The organism is Pseudomonas sp. UME65 (assembly GCF_014170225.1).
GTDB lineage: Bacteria > Pseudomonadota > Gammaproteobacteria > Pseudomonadales > Pseudomonadaceae > Aquipseudomonas > Aquipseudomonas protegens.
Genome location: NZ_LZZQ01000011.1, coordinates 294,186 through 313,972 on the forward strand (window position 1 = coordinate 294,186; position 19,787 = coordinate 313,972).

The window sequence follows — 19,787 nt, forward strand, 5'->3', positions numbered from 1 at the left end:
CGCCGATCAACCTTGTGCGGGCGAACGAGCCTGATGCTGCAGCGCCTGGGTGCCGGCCTTCGCGGCCGAGGCATCCTGGCCGGCCTGGCTGTCTTGCCGGGCCCGCAGGACCACGATTCCCGGGACGTTGTGAACGTACTCCATGAAGGGTGAGTCGATGACCGCGCCCTGGTCCTTTTTCGAGGAGGCGTTGCGCAGGACCGGGCCCTGGGCCGTCTGAATGAACAGCCCGGTATGGGTGACGTCCAGGCCCGAGAGGTGGGTATAGATGCCGATGTAGTCGCCGGTTCGCAGGTGGCTGAGCAGATGCTGGTCAATCAATGCGCTGGGAATGTAGGTGATGTCGCGTTCGGCCACGGGCAGGCCGGGCAGGTAGCGGCCGCCATCGGCCTTTTGATTGAGGCGCTTGGCCACGGTCACCGCGTTCGCACTCAGCTGGGCGGTCACATCCTCGGCCATGGGTTGCCCGGCATGGGCCCAATCGGTGAAGAAGTGGCGGCGGTTGAGGAAGTTGATATCGCCGTTCACGTAGCGAATCTGCACCAGGTTGTTAATGAAGCCGGCCTCGTCGCTGGACTGGCGCAAGGCCTCGACGTAATCCAGGTAGGTGAAGCAGTCCAGGCCCCTGAAGTCGACCACCAGCTTCTCGGCCAGGGTTGCGGAGCCGTGCAGCCGGTTCGCCGCGTAAGGCGTGTGCAGGAACTCCCGGGAAATCAGGTCGTTCATCTGGCCTATGTCGGTAGAGCCCCGAGGAGGCTGGATCTTCAGCAGTGCTTTCAATTTATCGGCGGTCTGAGCATCCATTTCCACCGGGCTGTGTTGCTGTGCGAGGGCACTGGCATCCACCGGCTGTTGAGCAGGAATCTGGCTTGCACAGCCTGACAGGAGGGAGGCCAGAAGCAGCGTAGCCGTCTTGTTCATGGAGATTCTCCCTGCTGTTATTGATAACGATAATCATTATTCAATAAGTGCCCGGCGCTTGTCTGCTTTTACTTCCATGGCCCTGATTCGCCCTGTGCAAGGCCACCATGAAAAACGCCCGACGGTTGCATCGGGCGTTTTTGCCTGCAATGGCGAGCTGGAGGGATCAGTGCGCTGGGTCCACCAGGATCGACGTGCCGGTCATTTCCGCGGGCTTGGGCAGGCCCAGCAGCTTGAGCATGGTGGGCGCCACGTCCGCCAGAACCCCGCCTTCACGGACTTTCAAGGCGCGTTTGCCGACATAGATGAATGGCACCGGCTCGGTGGTGTGGGCGGTGTGGGCCTGGCCGGTGGATTCGTCGGACATCTGCTCGACGTTGCCGTGGTCGGCGGTGATCAGGGCTTCGCCGCCGACCTTTTCCAGGGCGTCGACGATACGTCCGACGCACAGGTCCAGGCATTCCACGGCTTTGACCGCCGCCTCGAACACGCCGCTGTGACCGACCATGTCGCCGTTGGCGTAGTTGACGATGATCACGTCATAACGCTGGTGCTCGATGGCGTCGACGATCTTGTCGGTGACTTCCGGGGCACTCATTTCCGGCTGCAGGTCGTAGGTGGCGACTTTCGGCGACGGGATCAGGATGCGCTCCTCGCCCGGGAACGGCTCTTCGCGGCCACCGGAGAAGAAGAAGGTGACGTGGGCATACTTCTCGGTCTCGGCGATGCGCAGTTGGGTCTTGCCGTTTTTCGCCAAATAGTCGCCCAGCACGTTTTCCAGGCTGCCCGGAGCGAAGGCCGACGGCGCGGGGATGCTGGCGGCGTACTGGGTGAGCATGACAAAGCCGGCCAGCTTTGGCTGGCGCGCACGTTCGAAGTCCTTGAAGTCGTCCTCGACGAAGACCCGGGTCAGCTCGCGGGCCCGGTCGGCGCGGAAGTTCATGAACACCACGGCATCGCCGTCTTCGACCTTGACCGGTTCGCCGATGGTGGTGGCCTTGACGAATTCATCGCTCTCTTCGCGGGCGTAGGCGGCTTGCAGGCCTTCCTGGGCGGTGGCGGCGTTGAACTGGCCCTGGCCGTCGACGATCAGGTTGTAGGCCTGGGCCACACGGTCCCAGCGATTGTCGCGGTCCATGGCGAAGTAACGGCCGATCAGGCTGGCGATGCGGCCCTTGCCCAGGGTCTTGAAGGTTTCGTCCAGCAGTTCGATGGACGATTGGGCGCTTTTGGGCGGCGTATCGCGACCGTCGAGGAAGGCGTGCAGGTAGATCTTCTCGGCGCCGCGCTTGAAGGCCAGTTCGGCCATGGCGATCAGGTGGTCCTGGTGGCTGTGTACGCCGCCGTCGGACAGCAGGCCGAGGATGTGTACGGCCTTGTCGGCGGCCACGGCCTTGTCCACGGCCGCGCAAATGGTCGGGTTCTCGAAGAACTCACCGTCACGGATGGCCTTGGTCACCCGGGTGAAGTCCTGATACACCACGCGACCGGCGCCGAGGTTCATGTGGCCGACTTCGGAGTTGCCCATCTGCCCGTCCGGCAGGCCGACATCCATGCCCGAACCCGAGATCAGGCCGTTGGGCATGCTGGCGCACAAGCGGTCCAGGACCGGCTTCTTGGCCGCATAGACGGCGTTGGATTCGTGGCTTTCGCTGTGACCGAAGCCATCCAGAATCATCAGGACCAAAGGTTTAGGCGTGGTAGTCATGGCGTCCACTCGTGGCTGGATAGGAAAGAGATGAAAGGGAGGTGTTGAAAAAGGGAGTGGCAGTTTAAAGCGAAGTTCCGGTGGAGTCACCGCCGGGCGGGGTTTGGTCGACCCGGAGGGCTGTGTATACTGGCCGACATTTTAACGCCCTGGAACCTCCTTAGATGGTTGCTCACCTGATTCAATTCGCCACTGAACACTACTTGCTCGTCGGCGCCTTCGCCATCCTGCTGGCTCTGTTGATCGCTCATGAATTGAGCCGCGGTGGCCGCAGCCTCAGCACCCGTGAACTGACCGCGCTGGTCAACAGCGAGCAGGGCGTCGTGATCGATATCCGTCCATCCAAGGACTATGCCGCCGGCCATATCGTCGGTGCACTGAACATTCCCCAGGACAAGCTGGCCGCCCGTGTCGGCGAGCTGGAGAAGCACAAGGCCAAGACCATCATCCTGGTGGACGCCCAGGGCCAGCACGCCGGCACTCACGCCCGCGAGCTGCTCAAGTCCGGTTTCACCGCGGCCAAGCTGTCCGGCGGCGTGGCCAGCTGGAAGGCCGATAACCTGCCATTGGTGAAGTAATGTCCAAGGTCATCGTCTACTCCAGTGATTACTGCCCTTACTGCTCGCGCGCCAAGCATCTGCTGGCGAGCAAAGGCGTAGCCTTCGAAGAGATCAAGGTCGATGGCAAGCCCCAGGTACGCGCCGAGATGGCCCAGAAGGCCGGGCGTACGTCCGTGCCGCAGATCTGGATCGGCGCCACCCACGTAGGTGGCTGTGATGATTTGTTCGCCCTGGAGCGTGCCGGCAAGCTCGACGCGCTGCTAGCGGCCTGAAATTCCTAGGTTCGTATGGAAACTCGCCGAGCCTGTTTTTAACGCAGCATGGTCGAAGCGCAGGCAGTTTGCGTACAGAACCTAACCCTATAGACCCAAGATCAAGAAGGATCATGAGATGACTGACCAACAGAACACCGTTGCCGACGACGAAAGCGCACCGCAATTCTCCCTGCAGCGTATCTACGTGCGTGACCTGTCCTTCGAAGCGCCGAAAAGCCCGGCGATCTTCCGTCAGCAATGGGAACCTAGCGTCGGCCTGGACCTCAATACCCGCCAGACAGCGTTGGAAGCCGACTTCCACGAAGTGGTGCTGACCCTGTCCGTGACCGTGAAGAACGGCGACGAAGTGGCCTTCATCGCTGAAGTCCAGCAGGCCGGTATCTTCCTGATCAAGAACCTGGATGAGGCTTCCATGAGCCACACCCTGGGTGCTTTCTGCCCGAACATCCTGTTCCCTTACGCTCGTGAAGCGCTGGACAGCCTGGTGACCCGCGGTTCGTTCCCGGCGCTGATGCTGGCCCCGGTGAACTTCGATGCGCTGTATGCCCAAGAGCTGCAACGCCTGCAGTCCGCTGGCGAAAACACCGTTCAGTAAGTGCTGGTTGCGGTACGAAAAAAGCGCCTGTAACGGCGCTTTTTTCATGCTCGGGCAAAACCTGTAGGAGCGGGCTTGCCCGCGAACCCCTGGCCCTACTTGAACCCCAACTGTCTCCAGCCTTCATAGACCGCCACGGCCACGGTGTTGGACAGGTTCAGGCTGCGGCAGCCTTCGCGCATGGGCAGGCGCAGGCGCTGTTCGCCGGGCAGGGCGTCCAGCACGTCCGCCGGCAGGCCCCGGCTCTCGGGGCCGAACAGGAAGGCGTCGCCCTCCTGGAAGCTGGCGTCATGGAAGGGGCGCGAGCCCTTGGTGGTGAAGGCGAACAGGCGCGGGTGGCCGAGGCTTTCCAGGCAACTGGCAAGGTCGGCATGGCGTTGCAGGGTGGCGTATTCGTGATAGTCGAGGCCGGCGCGGCGCAGGCGCTTGTCGTCCATTTCGAAACCCAGCGGCTCGATCAAATGCAGGTGGCAGCCGCTGTTGGCGCACAGCCTGATAACGTTGCCGGTATTCGGCGGAATTTCTGGTTGAAAGAGGATGACGTGAAACATGCACGGCTCCGAAGAGAAAGACAGACTGCATTCTACGCCTGAAGCGTACTCGCGACCGAAGCTAATGCTGCGGGTGTTCGGCTCCCTGGCGATTGTCGGGGTGATGGTAGGGCTGATGATCGGCCGCCTGACCCAGCCTGATCCGGTGGCGTTGCAGCAGGTCGAGGTGGCGCCCGATGGGCTGGTGCTGTGGTTCAACCATGAGCCCAAGCTCCATGGGGAGCACATCGATGGCACCGTGGCGCTGCTGTTCGATGCCCAGGGGCAGGCACAGAAGGGCCAGTTGCAGGTCAATCAGCGCAATGTGAACTGGCGGGTGCGCCGGGCGGACCAGGGTCTGCTGCTGAACCTGGTGGCCGCGCGGCCGCTGCGGGGCCAGTGGGACGGGAGCGAGGTGGAGGGGCGCTGGCGCCTGGCGATCCACTTGCGGGAGGAATAAAAGAGGGAAACCCCGGCCTGCCTGTACCAAGGCCCCCAAAAGCGGGAGGGGCTGAGCGCCACGAGGGCGATGAGTCCCGGTGTAAAGAAGGGGATTCCCGGCCTGCCTGTACCAGGGTCCCCAAAAGCGTGGCCCGTCGCGATGCGCGGGATGGGCCGGGTATTAAAGAGGGAAGTCCCGGCCTGCCTGTACCGGGGTTCCCGAAAGCCTGGCCCGTCGCTGTGAGCGGGGTGGGCCTGGTGTTAAAGAGGGAAGTCCCAGCCTGCCTGTACTGGGGTTCCCGAAACCATTGGCCGTCGCGATGTGCGTGCCGAGCCTGGTGTTAAAGAGGGGAATCCCCGGCCTGCCTGTACCAAGGTCCCCGAAACTGGGTAGTGACTGGGTTATTGCAGGTGGCGTGCCAGTTTTGGCTGCAGAGGCGTTGATTGCTGGGATAAAAAGCCGAAAGCCCCGTAATCCGGGGCTTTTGCGTTTTCGACGGAGGGCTTTTCAGAGCTGAGGCCCGGGTTGTACCCGGGCTGGATGGCACTGCAGCGCGCCTTCGGGCAGTGCATGCACCCCATCCTGGTGCACGCACATCCTCATCGTAGGAGCCGGCTTGCCGGCGAAAGCGCCTGTGGGCGCACTGCAAGGCTCAAGGGCCTCTTCGCTGGCAAGCCAGCTCCTACATGCCGCGGCCGGGGCTTCAGCCTTCCTCGCCTTCATCCTCGTCGCCACCGTCGACCTTCATCCCCAGCTCCTTGATCTTGCGGGTCAGGGTATTGCGCCCCCAGCCCAACAGGACCGCGGCATCGCGGCGGCGGCCGGCGGTGTGCTTGAGGGCGGTCTCGATCATGATCCGCTCGAAACTCGGTACCGCGCTGTCCAGCAGGTTCGATTGCCCGCGGGCCAGGGCCTGGTCGGCCCATTGGCGCAGGGCCTGTTCCCAGTTGGTGACCGGCGCTGAATCCTGGGGCAGGCTCAGCAACTCCGGTGGCAGGTCGCTGATATGCACCTCGCGACCCGAGGCCATGACGGTGATCCAGCGGCAGGTGTTCTCCAGCTGGCGCACGTTGCCCGGCCACGGCAGGTTCTTCAGGTATTCCTCGGTTTCGTTTTTCAGCAACTTGGGTTCCACCGCCAGCTCCTGGGCGGCGCGGCTGAGGAAGTGCCTGGCCAGGGTCGGGATGTCTTCGCGACGGTCCGACAGGCGCGGGATATGGATGCGGATCACGTTGAGGCGGTGGAACAGGTCCTCACGGAACTTGCCGGCGTGCACCAGGGTTTCCAGGTTCTGGTGGGTCGCGGCGATGATGCGTACATCGACCTTGACCGGGGTATGGCCACCGACCCGATAGAACTCGCCATCGGCCAGGACCCGCAGCAGGCGGGTCTGGGTGTCGGCTGGCATGTCGCCGATCTCGTCGAGGAACAGAGTGCCGCCGTCGGCCTGCTCGAAGCGCCCGCGCCGCAGGTTGGCCGCGCCGGTGAACGCGCCCTTTTCATGGCCGAACAGCTCGGATTCCATCAGGTCCTTGGGGATCGCCGCCATGTTCAGGGCGATGAACGGCGAAGCCGCCCGCGGGCTGTGGCGATGCAGGGCATGGGCTACCAGCTCCTTGCCGGTGCCGGACTCGCCGTTGATCAGCACTGTGATGTTGGAGTGGCTCAGGCGCCCGATGGCGCGGAACACCTCCTGCATCGCCGGCGCTTCGCCGATGATCTCCGGGGTGCGAGCCAGGGTCGGGGCCACTTCCAGGCCTTGCTGTTCCTGGGCGTGCTGATTGGCGCGCTTGACCAGCGACACCGCTTCATCGACATCGAACGGCTTGGGCAGGTATTCGAAGGCACCGCCCTGGTAGGAGGCGACAGCGCTATCCAGGTCCGAATGCGCGGTCATGATGATCACTGGCAGGCGCGGGTGCTGCTCGCGAATCCGTGCCAGCAGGTCCAGGCCACTGGCGCCGGGCATGCGAATGTCGGAAATGATCACGTCCGGGGCCTGGCGGGCCAGGCGGCTCATCACCCCGTCGGCGCTGTCGAAGCTCTGGGTGGTCATCCCTTCCTGCTGCAAGGCTTTTTCCAGGACCCAACGGATAGAACGGTCGTCATCGACGATCCACACGGTTTCACTACGGCTCATGTCGATGGGGCTCCTTGTTCCAGTGGCAGAAAGATCGAGAACGTGGTGTGGCCGGGATGGCTGTCACATTCGATCAGACCCTGGTGCTGGCTGATGATGTTCTGGGTGATGGCCAGGCCCAGCCCGGTACCGTCCGGGCGGCCGCTGACCATGGGGAAGAAGAGGGTGTCCTGCAGTTCCGCGGGGATGCCCGGGCCGTTGTCGATGATCTCGATCTTGCTCACCAGGCGATGGCGCACGTGGCCGATGGTGAACTGGCGCATGGTGCGGCTGCGCAGGGTGATGCGCCCCAGGCGCATTTCATTCTGGCTGCTGATGGCCTGCATGGCGTTGCGCACGATGTTGAGCACCGCCTGGATCATCTGTTCGCGGTCGATCAGCACGTCGGGAATGCTCGGGTCGTAATCGCGCACCAGGGTGATACAGCCCTGGCTTTCGGCTTCCACCAGGCTGCTGACCCGCTCCAGCACTTCATGGATGTTGGTCAGGGCCAGGGATGGCAGCTTGTTCGAGCCGAGCATGCGGTCCACCAGGTTCCTCAGGCGGTCGGCTTCTTCGATGATGACGTTGGTGTAGTCCTTGAGGCTTTCCTCGGGCAGCTCCCGGGCCAGCAACTGTGCGGCGCCGCGAATGCCCCCCAAGGGGTTCTTGATTTCATGGGCCAGGCCGCGCACCAGCATCTTGCTGGTTTCCTGCTTGGACAACTGGGCCTCTTCCTTGGTGATCCGCAGCAGCCGGTCCCGGGGGTGGACTTCCAGCAGCAGCAAGGTGTCGCCGTTGCTGAGGATCGGCGTCACCGCGTAGTCGACGGTCAGGGTCTGGCCGGTCAGTGCGGTGAGCATGGCTTCGCGCTTGGTGAAGGGGTGCGCCTGCTCCACCGCCTGGCGCAGGGAGCTCAGGGCCTCGGCGGATTCGGTGAACAGCTCGCTGATGAATTGCCCATGGCTGCGCTGGCCGCTGATGGCCAGGAGCATTTCCGCCGCCGGGTTCATGTACTCAAGGCGCAGGTCGGCATTGAGCAGGATGGTGGCGGTGGTCAGGTTGTCCAGAAGCAGGCGGTGCAGTGGGTCGCTGATGGTCATGGGTAGATGGTGACCTCTTTTGAAGCAAGACAATCCGGGGCCGGTCCCGAAGTGCGCGCGCGGCTAAGGCGCTGTGGTGGAGAAAATGCAAAAACCAAACCAAGGCTCCGAAAAGAAGCGCGCATGCCCTGAAACAGGCGTTTGAAGCCTGGTTCTGTGGCGTTTTGCCAGCTCTGGCGGGTATTTTCGAACCAAAATGGGCTGGTATTGGCACCTGAGTGCAAGGCATTGCACCAATATAGTGCATGAATCTGAGCGGCGCTCGATGGGCGTGCCTTGATAGAAGAATCAACGCCCGTTTTTCAGCGGCGCGGGGCAAAGGGCGGGTTTAGAGTGCTCGAACCCGATGCTTCAAGGTTTAGGATGCGGCCATGGAAAATGCCCCTCTGCTGTTCCAGCTTCCCGATGACGACACCCTGTACCAGGCGCTGCTGGCCCGGGACCCGGCCTATGAAGGCTTTGCCTTTGTCGGGGTGAAGAGCACCGGCGTGTTCTGCCGCCTGACCTGCGCTGCACGCAAGCCCAAGCGCGAGAACACGGTGTTCTTCGGCTCCATCAAGGGTTGTGTCGAAGCAGGGTTCCGCGCCTGCCTGCGCTGTCGTCCGCTGGAGCGGGCCGGGGTCCAGGAGCCCTGGGTGCAGACCTTGCTCGAGCAGTTGGGCCGCGACCCGGAACGCCGTTGGTACGAGGACGACCTGGTCGTCCAGGGGCTGGACCCATCCACCGTGCGCCGTGCGTTCAAGCGCTATTTCGGCGTCACCTTCCTGGAAATGGCGCGCCTGCGTCGCATGGGCCAGGGCATGCAGCAACTGGCCTCGGGAGAGCCGGTGATCGAGGCGCAGATCAGCGCCGGCTTCGACTCCGACAGCGGCTTTCGCCACGCCTTCAGCCGCCTGGCGGGCCAGCCGCCGTCCAACTTGCGGGGGCGGGAACTGCTCAAGGTCGATTGGTTGCAGACCCCGATCGGCGTGATGCTGGCGGTGGCCGACGCCCAGGTCCTGCATCTGCTGGAATTCTTCGACCGCCCGGCACTGGCCAATGAGTTGCAGAACCTGCAGAAGAGCAGCGGTTCGAGCATAGGTTTCGGGCGTTTTGCCCCCATCGACCAGATCGAGGCCGAACTGCAGCGTTACTTCGCCGGCGAGGCGGTGCACTTCGCCACACCGCTGGCGATGAGCGCCTCGCCCTTTACCCGTACCGTCTGGCAGGCGTTGCGGGCCATTCCCCTGGGTACCACCTGCAGCTACGCCGAGGTGGCGCGGCAGGTTGGCTCGCCCTCAGCGGTGCGCGCGGTGGCCCGGGCCAATGCCGCCAACCAGATTTCCATTGTCATTGCCTGCCACCGGGTGATTGGCGCCGATGGCTCCCTGACCGGCTATGGCGGTGGTCTGTGGCGCAAGCGCTGGCTGCTGGAACATGAGCGGCGCCTGCACCACTTGCAGGGTGCATCAGCGAGCGGGCTGTAGCTCGCTGCCGGGCACCGGGTCGGGCCGGGAAACCTTATCCACAGGTGGCTGGGCGCCAGTCTGGCGCGCCAGTTCGTCGGCATCCGCCTGTTCCGCCGTGGACAGTTCGGCGGCGTTATGGCCGATGCGCTTGAGCAGGGCCAGCATGCATGCCAGCGAGACCAGGGCGTAGCAGGCCGAGGCGATGGCCACGCCGATGATGCTGCCGGTGCCATTGAGGATGCTCTGGGCCAGCACCGGCGTGGCGCCGCCCACCAGCAGTGAACACAGCTGATAGGAGATCGACAGTCCGCTGTAGCGCACCCGGGTCGGAAACGCCCGCGCCAGGATGCCGCCCACCGCGCCATAGAACATCGAGTGCGGCACCGTGGCCAGGCACATGCCCAGCACCGCGATCCAGTAGTGACCGGTCTCCACGGCGAAGAACATCGCCGGCATCAGCAGCAGCTCGGGCACCACCATCAGCACCATGGCCTTGCGCATGTCCATGCGTGAAACCAGCACCGCACCCAGGGGCTGGGTGATGAACTGCACCACCAGGGCGATGACGATCACGCTGAGGAAGCTGCCCTGGCTGTAGCCCAGCTCCTTGGTGGCCCAGGACAGGGCGAAGGTGCTCTTGAAATAGGTGACGTGGATGATCGGCAGCACCCCGGCCCCCAGCAGTACCAGGCGCCAGTGGTCGCGCAGGACTTCGAGAATCGGCAGCTTGACGGTCTTTTTCTGCTCCATCAGGCGCTTCATGTCATCGGATTCTTCCAGCTTGAGGCGGATGACCATGCCGATGATCACCAGCACCGCCGACAGCAGGAACGGAATGCGCCAGCCCCAGAGCAGAAAGTCCGGAGTCGGCAGGGCGCTGAGGCCGAAGAACACCAGGGTTGCCAGCAGGTTGCCGGCCGGCGAACCCTGCTGGGCGAAGGCGGCATAGAGAATGCCCTTGCCCTTGGGCGCGCTTTCGCTGGCGATGAGGATCGCCCCGCCCCATTCGCCGCCCACCGCGATGCCCTGGATGATGCGCAGGGTCACCAGGGCGATGGGGGCCCAGACGCCGATCTGCAGGTAGCTGGGCAGCAGGCCGATGCAGGTGGTGGCCAGGCCCATCATGATCAGGGTGATCACCAGGGTGGTCTTGCGGCCGATCTTGTCGCCCATGTGGCCGAAGATGATGCCGCCGACGGGGCGGGCGATGAACCCGGCCCACAGGGTCAGGAAGGACAGCAGGGTGGCCGTGCCGGGGGGCAGGTCGGCGGGAAAGAACACCTTGCCGAACACCAGGGCGGCGGCGATGCCGTAGGCGTAGAAGTCATACCACTCGATGGTGGTGCCGATGAATGAGGCGATACCCGCCTTGCGGGCTTTCTTGTGGGCAGCGGCATCCTGGGCAGCGTTCATGTTCAATTCCTGCGTTTTTATTGTTATATGCGCCCCTGATCGGGCGCATGGACCTCTGGCAAGGTCCGACCGCTGGGAGCCTATACAGGCAGGAATCGAAAAATATAATGATTAAATCTTATGGTTTGATACGTGATTGCGTATCGCGCCCCAACGCTCAGCGCCCTCCGGCGGCCGGTTTGATCAGGGACTTGAGCAGCCCGAGAAAGCTTTCGGCCGCCGCCGAAGGCTTGTCCTCCAGGCGGATCGCCTGGATCTGCGAAGGCGCGCCGGAGCCTTCGAGCTCGCCGTAATGCACGCCCGGCTGGCCGAGCATGGCCAGGGTCTGTGGCACCAGCGCCACGCCCATCTCGTGGGCCACCATTGCCACCACCGTTTGCCATAGCCGCGTCTCGTGGCGAATGCGCGGGCTGAACCCGGCCGCCACGCAGCGGGAAATGATCAGGTCGTGGTAGTGCGGCGAGACCGCCCGCGGAAACAGGATGAAATCGTCATTGGCCAGTTGCGCCAGGTCGATCCGCGCCTGGGTGGCCAGCGAGTGGCTCTGGGGCAGGCAGCAGAGGAACGGCTCGGCCAGCAGCGGTTCGCTGTGGATGCCGGCGGCGAAGGTGCTGCCATGGACGAAACCGATGTCGATCTGGCCGCGTTGCAGGGCCTGGGTCTGGTCGGCACTGTTCATTTCCATCAGCACCACTTCGGTTTCCGGGTATTGCTGTTCGAAGGCCTTGACCGCCTCGGGCAGCCCGCGGTGCAGGATCGAATTGACGAAACCCAGGCTCAGGCGCCCGGCAAAGCCTTCTGCCGAGCGCTGGGTCAGGTGCCGCGCCTGGTCGGCACGCAGCAGCAGGTAGCGGGCCTCGTCCAGCAGAACCTGGCCGGCGTTGGTCAGGCTCACGGATTTGTTGTTGCGATTGAGCAGTTGGACTTCCAGTTGCCCCTCAAGCTTCTTGATGTCGAAACTCAGGGCCGGCTGGGAAATGCACAGACGGTTCGCGGCCCGCCCGAAATGCAGTTCTTCGGCTACCGCGACGAAGTAGCGCAACTGTTTGAGGTCCATGGCGACTCCGGTTCTACGATATGGATTTCTTATCGTAGTTGATTAATTTTGTATTAGATACTTATCGATGGCGGCTCTAGTCTCGGCCTACAAAAAACAGGAGACGCGCCATGACCGCCGAGCCCCGCCCCATTGAAGACAGCCTCAACATCCCCGACAGCCGCGGCATCAACCTGTTCGAGTGCGACGCCGGCCTGGCCGCGCTGCTCCAGGTCTACCTGCCCTCGGCGGTCTACCAGCAGTGGTTGCCCACCTTGCAGCACCTGGGCGCCCGGGCCGGTGGCGAGCTGGATGTGCTGGCCCTGAGCGCCGACAAGAATCCCCCGGTGCTGCAACCGCGTACCCGCCGCGGCGAGAACCTGCAAAGCATCGCCAAGCATCCGGACTACGTCACCCTGGAACGGGTGGCCTTTGCCGAACTGGGGCTGGCTGCCATGAGCCACCAGCCCGGAGGCCCGCCGCCGCTGATCAAGTACGCCCTGACCTACCTGTTCGTCCAGGCCGAGTTCGGCCTGTGCTGCCCGGTGAGCATGACCGACTCCCTGACCCGCACCCTGTGCAAGTTCGGTACGCCGGAACTGGTGGCGCGCTACCTGCCGCAGTTGCAGTCCCAGGATTTCGAGACGCTGTCCCAGGGGGCGATGTTCATGACCGAACAGGCCGCCGGTTCCGACGTTTCGCGCACCGAAACCCGGGCCCGGCTGGAAGATGGCCAATGGCGCCTGTTCGGTGAGAAGTGGTTCTGCTCCAACCCGGATGCCGACCTGGCCATGGTCCTGGCGCGCCCGGAAGACGCACCACCGGGCATGGCCGGGGTGACCCTGTTCCTGTTGCCCAAGGTGCTGCCCGACGGCTCGCGCAACCACTACCGGATCCAGCGCCTGAAGGACAAGCTGGGCAGCCGCTCGATGGCCAGTGGCGAGATCACCCTGGAAGGCGCCACGGCCTACCTGATCGGTGAGGTCGGCCGCGGTTTTCAGCAGATGGCCGACATGATCAACATGTCGCGCCTGTCCAATGGCGTGCGCGCGGCGGGGCTGATGCGCCGGGGGCTGAGCGAGGCGTTGTACATCGCCCGCCAGCGCCGGGCCTTCGGCAAGCACTTGATCGAAATGCCGCTGATGCAGCGCCAGTTGCTGAAGATGATGCTGCCCACCGAACAGGCGCGCTCGATGTTCATGCAGATCGCCAGCTTGCTGCCCCGGGCCGATGGCGGCGATGAGACGGCGCGCAAGTGCGTGCGGATCCTCACGCCGCTGATCAAGTTCCGCGCCTGCCGTGATGCCCGCCGGGTGACCGGCGATGCCATGGAAGTGCGCGGTGGGGTTGGCTATATCGAGGAGTGGAGCGATGCCCGGCTGGTGCGCGATGCGCACCTGGGGTCGATCTGGGAGGGCACCAGCAACATCGTCGCCCTGGACATTGCCCGGGCGGTGACTCGGGAGCAGGCGCTGGAGCCATTGCAGGGCTATCTGGCCGGGCTGCTGGCCGAGGCCGATTTGCCACCGGCGAGCCGCCGGCTGTTCGATTCGGCCCTGTTGCGCACTGTGACCGGCTTCCATGCTGTGGCGCAGCAGCGCCGGGACGAGCACGTACGGCAGGTGGGCAGCGTTCTCTATCACCTGGCCAGCGCCATCTTCATGGCCTGGGAGGCCGCGCGCCAGGGTGCGGACCGTCGGCGCCTGGCCCTGGCTCACCTGGTGCTGGTGCACAAGGTGTTGCCGCGCGATCCGTTGGGCCTGGAGCCGGTGATCGATGCCGAGCTGCTGGTGCGCCTGGCCAATGAAAGCCCGCTGTCCCAGGCCCAAGCCATGCAATTGCTGCCGGCCTGAATGGCCGTCCTTGTCCGATCTGCCGGAGTACATCCATGACGTTTGCCCAAGGCGCCCTGGCGGGCGTGAAAATCATCGATCTCAGCCGTGTGCTGGGCGGCCCCTACTGCTCCCAGGCCCTGGCCGACCACGGCGCCGAGGTGATCAAGCTGGAACCTTTGAGTGGTGATGAGACCCGGGGCTGGGGGCCGCCTTTCGAAGGTGACGACGCGGCGTATTTTCGCGGCATCAACCGTAACAAGCAGGGGATCGCCGTCGACCTGTCGCGCCCCGAAGGCCTGGCCCTGCTGATGCAGTTGCTGGAAGGCGCCGACGTGCTGATCGAGAACTTCAAGCCGGGCACCCTGCAGCGTTGGGGCATCGGTTACCAGGAGGTGCTGAGTCAGCGTTTTCCGGCGTTGATCCACTGCGGGATTTCCGGCTTTGGCGCCGATGGCCCGCTGGGCGGGCTACCGGGTTACGACGCGGTGATCCAGGCCATGGCCGGGCTGATGAGCGTCAACGGCGAAGGCGACGGCGGGCCGTTGCGCATCGGCCTGCCGATTGTCGATATGGTCACCGGCCTTAATGCCCTGGCGGGGATTCTCCTGGCCCTCAACGAGCGCCAGCGCAGCGGCCTCGGGCAGTCACTGGACATCTCCCTGTACGACTGCGGCGTGTCCCTGCTGCACCCGCACCTGCCGAACTACTTCGCCGCCGGCAAGACGCCCAAACGCACGGGCAACGCCCATCCCAACATTGCTCCCTACGACAGCTACCGCACTGCTGGCGAGCCGATTTTCCTGGCGGTGGGCAACGACCGCCAGTTCACCCGGCTGTGCCAGGAACTGGGGGCCGGCGCGTTGCTGGAGGACCCGCGCTTTACCGACAACGGCCAGCGCTCGGTCAACCGCGAGGCCTTGAAGCAGCAACTGGAGCATTACCTGTCGGCACACGACGGCGCGTTGCTGGCCCCGCGGCTGATCGGCCTGGGGGTGCCTTGTGGTTCGATCGCCACCGTCGACCAGGTGGTGGCTCATCCCCACACCCGGCATCGCGGGTTGCTGGTGGAACTCGATGGCTACCGGGGCATAGGTTCGCCGGTGAAGTTGTCGCGCACGCCGGCCAGCTACCGTACGGCGCCGCCGAGCCTGGGGCAGGACACCCGGGCGGTATTGCAGGGGCTGGGCCTGGATGAACCGACCATCGCCGCACTGCTGGCCAGCGGCGTGGTGCACGGTTGAGGCTCAGGGGCGGCGGGCCCGCAGCAGAGTGAAGCTGATGGCCGGGCTCTGTTGCAGGACCTTGTCGCCAGCCAGCACCTGCACCGCCAACCGGTGCTGGCCACGGTCGATATTCACCAGTTGCAGCTCGGGCCCCTGGCCGGCCTGGCCATAGGGCTGGCCATCCAGCAGCAGGCGCAGACGGTGGCCGGGCCGCAGGCTGGGCTGCAACTCCACCTGCACGCTGAAACTGCCGTTGTTGGCGCGCAAGGCACCGTGCTCCGGTACGCCGCTCAGTTGCAGCCGTTCGTAGGCCAGAAGGGTGCTGGCAGGTTGTGCTGCCGGCGTATGTGGCGCCGGTGTGGCCGGGCTGGGGAGGCGATTCGGCGCGGGCGTTTCAATCTGCCGGTACGAGGTTCCCGGCGGCTGGTCGCTATAGGCGCGATTACCGGCCGAGTCGGTGTACTGGTAGATCTGCGCGCCGGCTGGCAATGCGCTGATCCACAGCAGGCAAGCAATGACGAGGTGCATCTCGCTGATCCTGGCGGGTGCCTGAAAGGCTCCAGCATAGGGTGCTGCTGCGCGTGGCACAGGCGTGGTTAACCTTTGAACACACATAACTCTGCCGTGGCACGAACCATCGCCAGTCGTCGCAGTGGGTCGCTGCTGCTGGCCTGATTGGCCCGGGCCAGCCATTGCGGGCATTGGCGGTCGGTGCGCTGCGGGCTGAAGTCGGCCAGTTGCTGCAGCAGGCGTTTTTGTAACTGATCAAGTTGGGGGCGGATCTGCCCGGCCAGGTCCTGGCGCGGAGTGTCCGGTGCCCGGCCTTGCAAGTGCCAGGTCGAGAGTCGGGCGTATTGCACCAGCTTGTTGGCTTCGATCTGGGCGGCGAAGAACTGCCCAACCGTTTCTTCGCTCAAGTGATAGGTTGCGGCCTGGGCGGTTGCCCCGGCGATCACCTGTTGTTCCCGCGGGCGGTCTTCCACGGCCTTGTGGCTGTCCCATTTGCTCAGGGCCACCTGATCGGCAATCGCCAGGCGTTCGCCGATGCTCTGCAGCAGCGGGGCGAGGGCGGGCGGGGCGTCACTGGCGCAGGCGGCGGTGGCGAACAGGCTGCAAGTCAGGGCGAGGCACAGGTTGAGGCGCGAAGTCATGGGCGGGCTCGGCTGCTGATGGGGAGACGGCGCCCATGATGCACGCAACCACCCCGGGCAGGGCAAATGCGCGGGCATAAAAAAAGGCCTCCCGAAGGAGGCCCCTTGATCACGCGGCTTGCGCCGGCGTTACCGGATCAGCAGCTGTAGTACAGCTCGTATTCCAGTGGGTGTACGAAGGTACGTACCTTGATTTCTTCTTCGCTTTTCAGGGCGATGTAGGCGTCGATGAAGTCGTCGCTGAAAACGCCGCCTTTGGTCAGGAACGCACGACCTTTGTCCAGCTCTTCCAGGGCTTCCTTCAGGCTGCCGCAAACTTGTGGGATCTCTTTGGCCTCTTCAGGCGGCAGGTCGTACAGGTTTTTGTCAGCAGCGTCGCCAGGGTGGATCTTGTTCTGGATGCCGTCCAGGCCGGCCATCAGCAGGGCAGCGAAGGCCAGGTACGGGTTGGCAGCCGGGTCCGGGAAACGGGCTTCGATACGGCGGGCCTTAGGGCTCGACACGTAAGGAATACGGATCGAAGCGGAGCGGTTGCGCGCCGAGTAGGCCAGCATGACCGGGGCTTCGAAGCCTGGCACCAGACGCTTGTAGGAGTTGGTCGCCGGGTTGGTGAAGCCGTTCAGGGCCTTACCGTGCTTGATGATGCCGCCGATGAAGTACAGGGCGGTATCGGACAGGCCGGCATAGCCTTCACCTGCGAAGGTGTTCTTGCCGTCTTTCCAGATCGACATGTGGACGTGCATGCCCGAGCCGTTGTCGCCGTACAGAGGCTTGGGCATGAAGGTGGCAGTGCGGCCGTAGGCGTCAGCCACGTTGTGCACCACGTACTTCAGGGTCTGGGTTTCGTCGGCCTTCTTCACCAGGGTGTTGAACTTGACGCCGATTTCGTTCTGGCCGGCAGTCGCCACTTCGTGGTGGTGAACTTCGACGGTCAGGCCCATTTCTTCCAGTGCGTTGCACATGGAGGTACGGATTTCGTGGTCGTGGTCGAACGGTGGAACCGGGAAGTAGCCGCCCTTGACGCCTGGACGGTGGCCCTTGTTACCGCCTTCGATGTCCTGGTCGGACATCCAGGAACCTTGTTCGGAGTAGATCTTGAACATCGAACCGGAGATGTCGGACTTGAATTTCACTTGGTCGAAGATGAAGAACTCTGGCTCTGGGCCGGCGAATACGGTGTCGCCGATACCGGTGGCTTTCAGGTGCTCTTCGGCGCGCTTGGCGATGGCACGTGGGTCACGATCGTAACCCTGCATGCTCGAAGGTTCGATGATGTCGCACACCAGGATCAGGGTCGGTTCTTCGGTGAACGGGTCCAGTACGGCGGTTTCGTCGTCCGGCATCAGGATCATGTCGGAGGCTTCGATGCCTTTCCAGCCAGCGATGGAGGAGCCGTCGAACATCTTGCCAGCTTCGAAGAAGTCTTCATCCAGCGCATCACGAGCCGGCATGGTCACGTGATGTTGAGTGCCCTTGGTGTCAGTGAAGCGCAGATCAATCCATTTGACGTCATGATCTTTGATGAGTTGAACCGACTTCGACATAGTGTCCTCCGGGTGGCTTCGGGCTTGGTGTTGGAGTGCCCTTAGAATGTGGGTGATGCCGGCGCGAATACTCTGCCATGGCAACCTGCCTCACAAGGGAGCAAATTGCATGCCAGTGCCCCGAGATGGGTTTTCTGCCCCAAAATCACGCTTTCTGCGACGTATTGGGTTGAATGCCGGCATTCGGCGCACTGCAATGTAGCGTCTTTGCTAATAAATGACCCGTTTTGGTGCATCGAAAACCTTCTGCACATAAACTGGTTAAACCTTGAGCAATTTCCGCTATAATCCGCGCCCCCCTTTTTCGGCTGGCCCAGCGCGCGCTGTTTTCATGAAACTAATCGTTAAAGTTTTCCCGGAAATCACCATCAAGAGCCGCCCGGTTCGGACGCGTTTCATCCGTCAGTTGGCGAAGAACATCCGTGCCGTGCTCCGCGACCTGGACCCGGCCGTGGTGGTCAATGGTGTGTGGGACAACCTCGAGCTGGAAACCGCCGTCAGCGAGCCCAAGGCCCTGAAGGACATGACCGAGCGCCTGAGCTGCATGCCCGGCATCGCGCATTTCCTGCAGGTCGACGAGTACCCTCTGGGCGACTTCGACGACATCGTCGCCAAGTGCAAGCAGCACTTTGGCGAAGCCCTCCCGGGGAAGGTTTTTGCCGTGCGCTGCAAGCGTGCCGGCAAGCATGAATTCAGCTCCATGGACGTGGAAAAATACGTCGGCAGCCAACTGCGTCGGCAGTGCGGCGCCGCCGGAATTTCCCTGAAAGAGCCTGAAATCGAAGTGCGGATGGAAATTCGCGACCAACGGTTGTTCGTGATCCACAGCCAGCACAACGGCATCGGCGGCTACCCGCTGGGCGCCCTGGAACAGACCCTGGTCCTGATGTCCGGCGGTTTCGATTCCACGGTGGCGGCCTACCAGATCATGCGCCGCGGCCTGATGGGGCATTTCTGCTTCTTCAACCTGGGCGGGCGTGCCCATGAACTGGGCGTGATGGAAGTCGCGCACTATATATGGAAGAAGTACGGCAGCTCCCAGCGCGTGCTGTTCGTCAGCGTGCCGTTCGAGGAAGTGCTCGGGGAAATCCTCGGCAAAGTCGACAACAGTCATATGGGCGTCATTTTGAAGCGTATGATGTTGCGTGCCGCGTCGAGCATCGCCGACCGCCTGCACATCGATGCGCTGGTGACCGGCGAGGCGATTTCCCAGGTGTCCAGCCAGACCCTGCCGAACCTGTCGGTGATCGACTGCGTGACCGAGAAACTGGTACTGCGCCCCCTGATCGCCAGCCACAAGCAGGACATCATCGACCTGGCCGTGGAGATCGGCACGGCCGACTTCGCCAAGCACATGCCGGAGTACTGCGGGGTCATTTCGGTGAACCCCAAGACCCATGCCAAGCGCCATCGCGTCGAGCATGAAGAGAAAGAATTCGATATGGCGGTGCTCGAGCGTGCGATCGAGCGGGCCAAACTGGTGCCGATCGATCGGGTGATCGACGAGTTGGGCCAGGATGTACAGATTGAAGAAGTCAGTGAGGCGCTGGCCGGTCAGATCGTCATCGACATCCGTCATCCGGATGCCGAGGAAGACCAGCCGCTGGAGCTCGCAGGCATCGAAGTAAAAGCGCTGCCGTTCTATGCATTGAACGCCCGCTTCAAGGAACTGGACCCTACGCGCCAGTACCTGCTGTATTGCGACAAAGGCGTCATGAGTCGCCTGCATGCTCACCATCTGCTCAGTGAGGGACATGCCAATGTGCGCGTTTATAGACCGAGCTAAGTGCCCGGGGATGTTCGCCTGTGGCTTGCGTCACCGGCCCCCCGACGCCGCCGTCCAGCTGTAACGGCCAGGCCTGAATCTATTGTTAATCGCTGCCA

General features: G+C 63.4%; 18 protein-coding genes. 8 read left to right on the forward strand and 10 right to left on the reverse strand.

All coding sequences use genetic code 11. From position 1 onward, the window contains the following. Positions 1–6 precede the first annotated feature (6 nt). Complete coding sequence (locus A9971_RS12385) at positions 7–921, reverse strand: DUF1460 domain-containing protein (protein WP_015633831.1); 915 nt, start codon at positions 919–921, stop codon at positions 7–9. A 166-nt stretch (positions 922–1,087) separates the two neighbouring features. Next, the gene (gpmI, locus tag A9971_RS12390; protein ID WP_015633832.1) at positions 1,088–2,629 is read right to left on the reverse strand and encodes a 2,3-bisphosphoglycerate-independent phosphoglycerate mutase; all 1,542 of its coding nucleotides are present in this window, start codon (positions 2,627–2,629) and stop codon (positions 1,088–1,090) included. A 164-nt stretch (positions 2,630–2,793) separates the two neighbouring features. Here gpmI and A9971_RS12395 point away from each other — a divergent pair, with 164 nt between their 5' ends. The 3 genes from A9971_RS12395 to secB all read left to right on the forward strand — a co-directional run bounded on the left by A9971_RS12395 (position 2,794) and on the right by secB (position 4,059). Beyond that, positions 2,794–3,207: a rhodanese-like domain-containing protein gene (locus tag A9971_RS12395; protein ID WP_047283556.1), complete on the forward strand. Its 414-nt coding sequence runs from the start codon at positions 2,794–2,796 to the stop codon at positions 3,205–3,207. Beyond that, the gene (gene grxC, locus A9971_RS12400) at positions 3,207–3,461 is read left to right on the forward strand and encodes a glutaredoxin 3 (RefSeq protein ID WP_011058748.1); all 255 of its coding nucleotides are present in this window, start codon (positions 3,207–3,209) and stop codon (positions 3,459–3,461) included. Before A9971_RS12395 ends, grxC begins: the two co-directional genes overlap by 1 nt. 118 nt (positions 3,462–3,579) lie before the next feature. Next, a complete protein-coding gene (gene secB / locus A9971_RS12405; RefSeq protein WP_011058749.1) occupies positions 3,580–4,059 on the forward strand; it encodes a protein-export chaperone SecB in 480 nt (159 codons plus the stop codon). Between the two features lie 95 nt (positions 4,060–4,154). Here secB and trmL read toward each other — a convergent pair whose 3' ends face one another. Beyond that, a complete protein-coding gene (gene trmL / locus A9971_RS12410) occupies positions 4,155–4,610 on the reverse strand; it encodes a tRNA (uridine(34)/cytosine(34)/5-carboxymethylaminomethyluridine(34)-2'-O)-methyltransferase TrmL (protein ID WP_011058750.1) in 456 nt (151 codons plus the stop codon). On the opposite strand from trmL, the gene A9971_RS12415 reads away from it, so the two are divergent. Further along, a complete protein-coding gene (locus A9971_RS12415; protein ID WP_011058751.1) occupies positions 4,609–5,049 on the forward strand; it encodes a hypothetical protein in 441 nt (146 codons plus the stop codon). The genes trmL and A9971_RS12415 overlap by 2 nt on opposite strands. A gap of 685 nt (positions 5,050–5,734) precedes the next feature. Here the strand turns inward: A9971_RS12415 and ntrC are convergent. Both ntrC and glnL read right to left on the reverse strand, forming a co-directional pair. After that, complete coding sequence (ntrC, locus tag A9971_RS12420) at positions 5,735–7,171, reverse strand: nitrogen regulation protein NR(I) (protein WP_011058752.1); 1,437 nt, start codon at positions 7,169–7,171, stop codon at positions 5,735–5,737. Next, complete coding sequence (gene glnL, locus A9971_RS12425; protein WP_011058753.1) at positions 7,168–8,253, reverse strand: nitrogen regulation protein NR(II); 1,086 nt, start codon at positions 8,251–8,253, stop codon at positions 7,168–7,170. Before glnL ends, ntrC begins: the two co-directional genes overlap by 4 nt. A 371-nt stretch (positions 8,254–8,624) precedes the next feature. Here glnL and A9971_RS12430 point away from each other — a divergent pair, with 371 nt between their 5' ends. After that, positions 8,625–9,719: a bifunctional transcriptional activator/DNA repair enzyme AdaA gene (locus tag A9971_RS12430; RefSeq protein ID WP_183000660.1), complete on the forward strand. Its 1,095-nt coding sequence runs from the start codon at positions 8,625–8,627 to the stop codon at positions 9,717–9,719. Here A9971_RS12430 and A9971_RS12435 read toward each other — a convergent pair. Next, complete coding sequence (locus A9971_RS12435; protein ID WP_015633834.1) at positions 9,702–11,114, reverse strand: MFS transporter; 1,413 nt, start codon at positions 11,112–11,114, stop codon at positions 9,702–9,704. The two genes, A9971_RS12430 and A9971_RS12435, sit on opposite strands and share 18 nt — an antisense overlap. Before the next feature lie 157 nt (positions 11,115–11,271). Further along, complete coding sequence (locus A9971_RS12440; RefSeq protein ID WP_011058756.1) at positions 11,272–12,171, reverse strand: LysR family transcriptional regulator; 900 nt, start codon at positions 12,169–12,171, stop codon at positions 11,272–11,274. A gap of 110 nt (positions 12,172–12,281) precedes the next feature. Here A9971_RS12440 and A9971_RS12445 point away from each other — a divergent pair, with 110 nt between their 5' ends. Together A9971_RS12445 and A9971_RS12450 are read left to right on the forward strand one after the other, a co-directional pair. Beyond that, complete coding sequence (locus A9971_RS12445; protein WP_183000661.1) at positions 12,282–14,003, forward strand: acyl-CoA dehydrogenase family protein; 1,722 nt, start codon at positions 12,282–12,284, stop codon at positions 14,001–14,003. 35 nt (positions 14,004–14,038) lie between these two features. After that, complete coding sequence (locus tag A9971_RS12450) at positions 14,039–15,226, forward strand: CaiB/BaiF CoA-transferase family protein (protein ID WP_183000662.1); 1,188 nt, start codon at positions 14,039–14,041, stop codon at positions 15,224–15,226. Positions 15,227–15,229: 3 nt separating this feature from the next. Here the strand turns inward: A9971_RS12450 and A9971_RS12455 are convergent, their stop codons facing one another. The 3 genes from A9971_RS12455 to glnA form a co-directional block, all read right to left on the reverse strand. Next, a complete protein-coding gene (locus A9971_RS12455) occupies positions 15,230–15,736 on the reverse strand; it encodes a DUF4124 domain-containing protein (protein WP_015633837.1) in 507 nt (168 codons plus the stop codon). Positions 15,737–15,804: 68 nt separating this feature from the next. Next, the gene (locus A9971_RS12460) at positions 15,805–16,359 is read right to left on the reverse strand and encodes a chorismate mutase (protein WP_011058760.1); all 555 of its coding nucleotides are present in this window, start codon (positions 16,357–16,359) and stop codon (positions 15,805–15,807) included. Positions 16,360–16,496: 137 nt separating this feature from the next. Then, entirely contained in the window at positions 16,497–17,903 is a 1,407-nt protein-coding gene (gene glnA / locus A9971_RS12465) for a glutamate--ammonia ligase (protein ID WP_011058761.1), read from the reverse strand. Between the two features lie 331 nt (positions 17,904–18,234). On the opposite strand from glnA, the gene thiI reads away from it, so the two are divergent. Further along, on the forward strand, positions 18,235–19,689 hold the full coding sequence (thiI, locus tag A9971_RS12470) for a tRNA uracil 4-sulfurtransferase ThiI (protein ID WP_011058762.1): 1,455 nt from the start codon (positions 18,235–18,237) through the stop codon (positions 19,687–19,689). Positions 19,690–19,787 lie beyond the last annotated feature (98 nt).

What these genes read in the sequence shown, in the direction of transcription:
- A9971_RS12385 (WP_015633831.1), bottom strand. Translation starts at nt 921, where the DNA reads ATGAACAAGACGGCTACGCTGCTTCTGGCCTCCCTCCTGTCAGGCTGT.
- gpmI (WP_015633832.1), bottom strand. Translation starts at nt 2,629, where the DNA reads ATGACTACCACGCCTAAACCTTTGGTCCTGATGATTCTGGATGGCTTC.
- A9971_RS12395 (WP_047283556.1), top strand. Translation starts at nt 2,794, where the DNA reads ATGGTTGCTCACCTGATTCAATTCGCCACTGAACACTACTTGCTCGTC.
- grxC (WP_011058748.1), top strand. Translation starts at nt 3,207, where the DNA reads ATGTCCAAGGTCATCGTCTACTCCAGTGATTACTGCCCTTACTGCTCG.
- secB (WP_011058749.1), top strand. Translation starts at nt 3,580, where the DNA reads ATGACTGACCAACAGAACACCGTTGCCGACGACGAAAGCGCACCGCAA.
- A9971_RS12415 (WP_011058751.1), top strand. Translation starts at nt 4,609, where the DNA reads ATGCACGGCTCCGAAGAGAAAGACAGACTGCATTCTACGCCTGAAGCG.
- trmL (WP_011058750.1), bottom strand. Translation starts at nt 4,610, where the DNA reads ATGTTTCACGTCATCCTCTTTCAACCAGAAATTCCGCCGAATACCGGC.
- ntrC (WP_011058752.1), bottom strand. Translation starts at nt 7,171, where the DNA reads ATGAGCCGTAGTGAAACCGTGTGGATCGTCGATGACGACCGTTCTATC.
- glnL (WP_011058753.1), bottom strand. Translation starts at nt 8,253, where the DNA reads ATGACCATCAGCGACCCACTGCACCGCCTGCTTCTGGACAACCTGACC.
- A9971_RS12430 (WP_183000660.1), top strand. Translation starts at nt 8,625, where the DNA reads ATGGAAAATGCCCCTCTGCTGTTCCAGCTTCCCGATGACGACACCCTG.
- A9971_RS12435 (WP_015633834.1), bottom strand. Translation starts at nt 11,114, where the DNA reads ATGAACGCTGCCCAGGATGCCGCTGCCCACAAGAAAGCCCGCAAGGCG.
- A9971_RS12440 (WP_011058756.1), bottom strand. Translation starts at nt 12,171, where the DNA reads ATGGACCTCAAACAGTTGCGCTACTTCGTCGCGGTAGCCGAAGAACTG.
- A9971_RS12445 (WP_183000661.1), top strand. Translation starts at nt 12,282, where the DNA reads ATGACCGCCGAGCCCCGCCCCATTGAAGACAGCCTCAACATCCCCGAC.
- A9971_RS12450 (WP_183000662.1), top strand. Translation starts at nt 14,039, where the DNA reads ATGACGTTTGCCCAAGGCGCCCTGGCGGGCGTGAAAATCATCGATCTC.
- A9971_RS12455 (WP_015633837.1), bottom strand. Translation starts at nt 15,736, where the DNA reads ATGCACCTCGTCATTGCTTGCCTGCTGTGGATCAGCGCATTGCCAGCC.
- A9971_RS12460 (WP_011058760.1), bottom strand. Translation starts at nt 16,359, where the DNA reads ATGACTTCGCGCCTCAACCTGTGCCTCGCCCTGACTTGCAGCCTGTTC.
- glnA (WP_011058761.1), bottom strand. Translation starts at nt 17,903, where the DNA reads ATGTCGAAGTCGGTTCAACTCATCAAAGATCATGACGTCAAATGGATT.
- thiI (WP_011058762.1), top strand. Translation starts at nt 18,235, where the DNA reads ATGAAACTAATCGTTAAAGTTTTCCCGGAAATCACCATCAAGAGCCGC.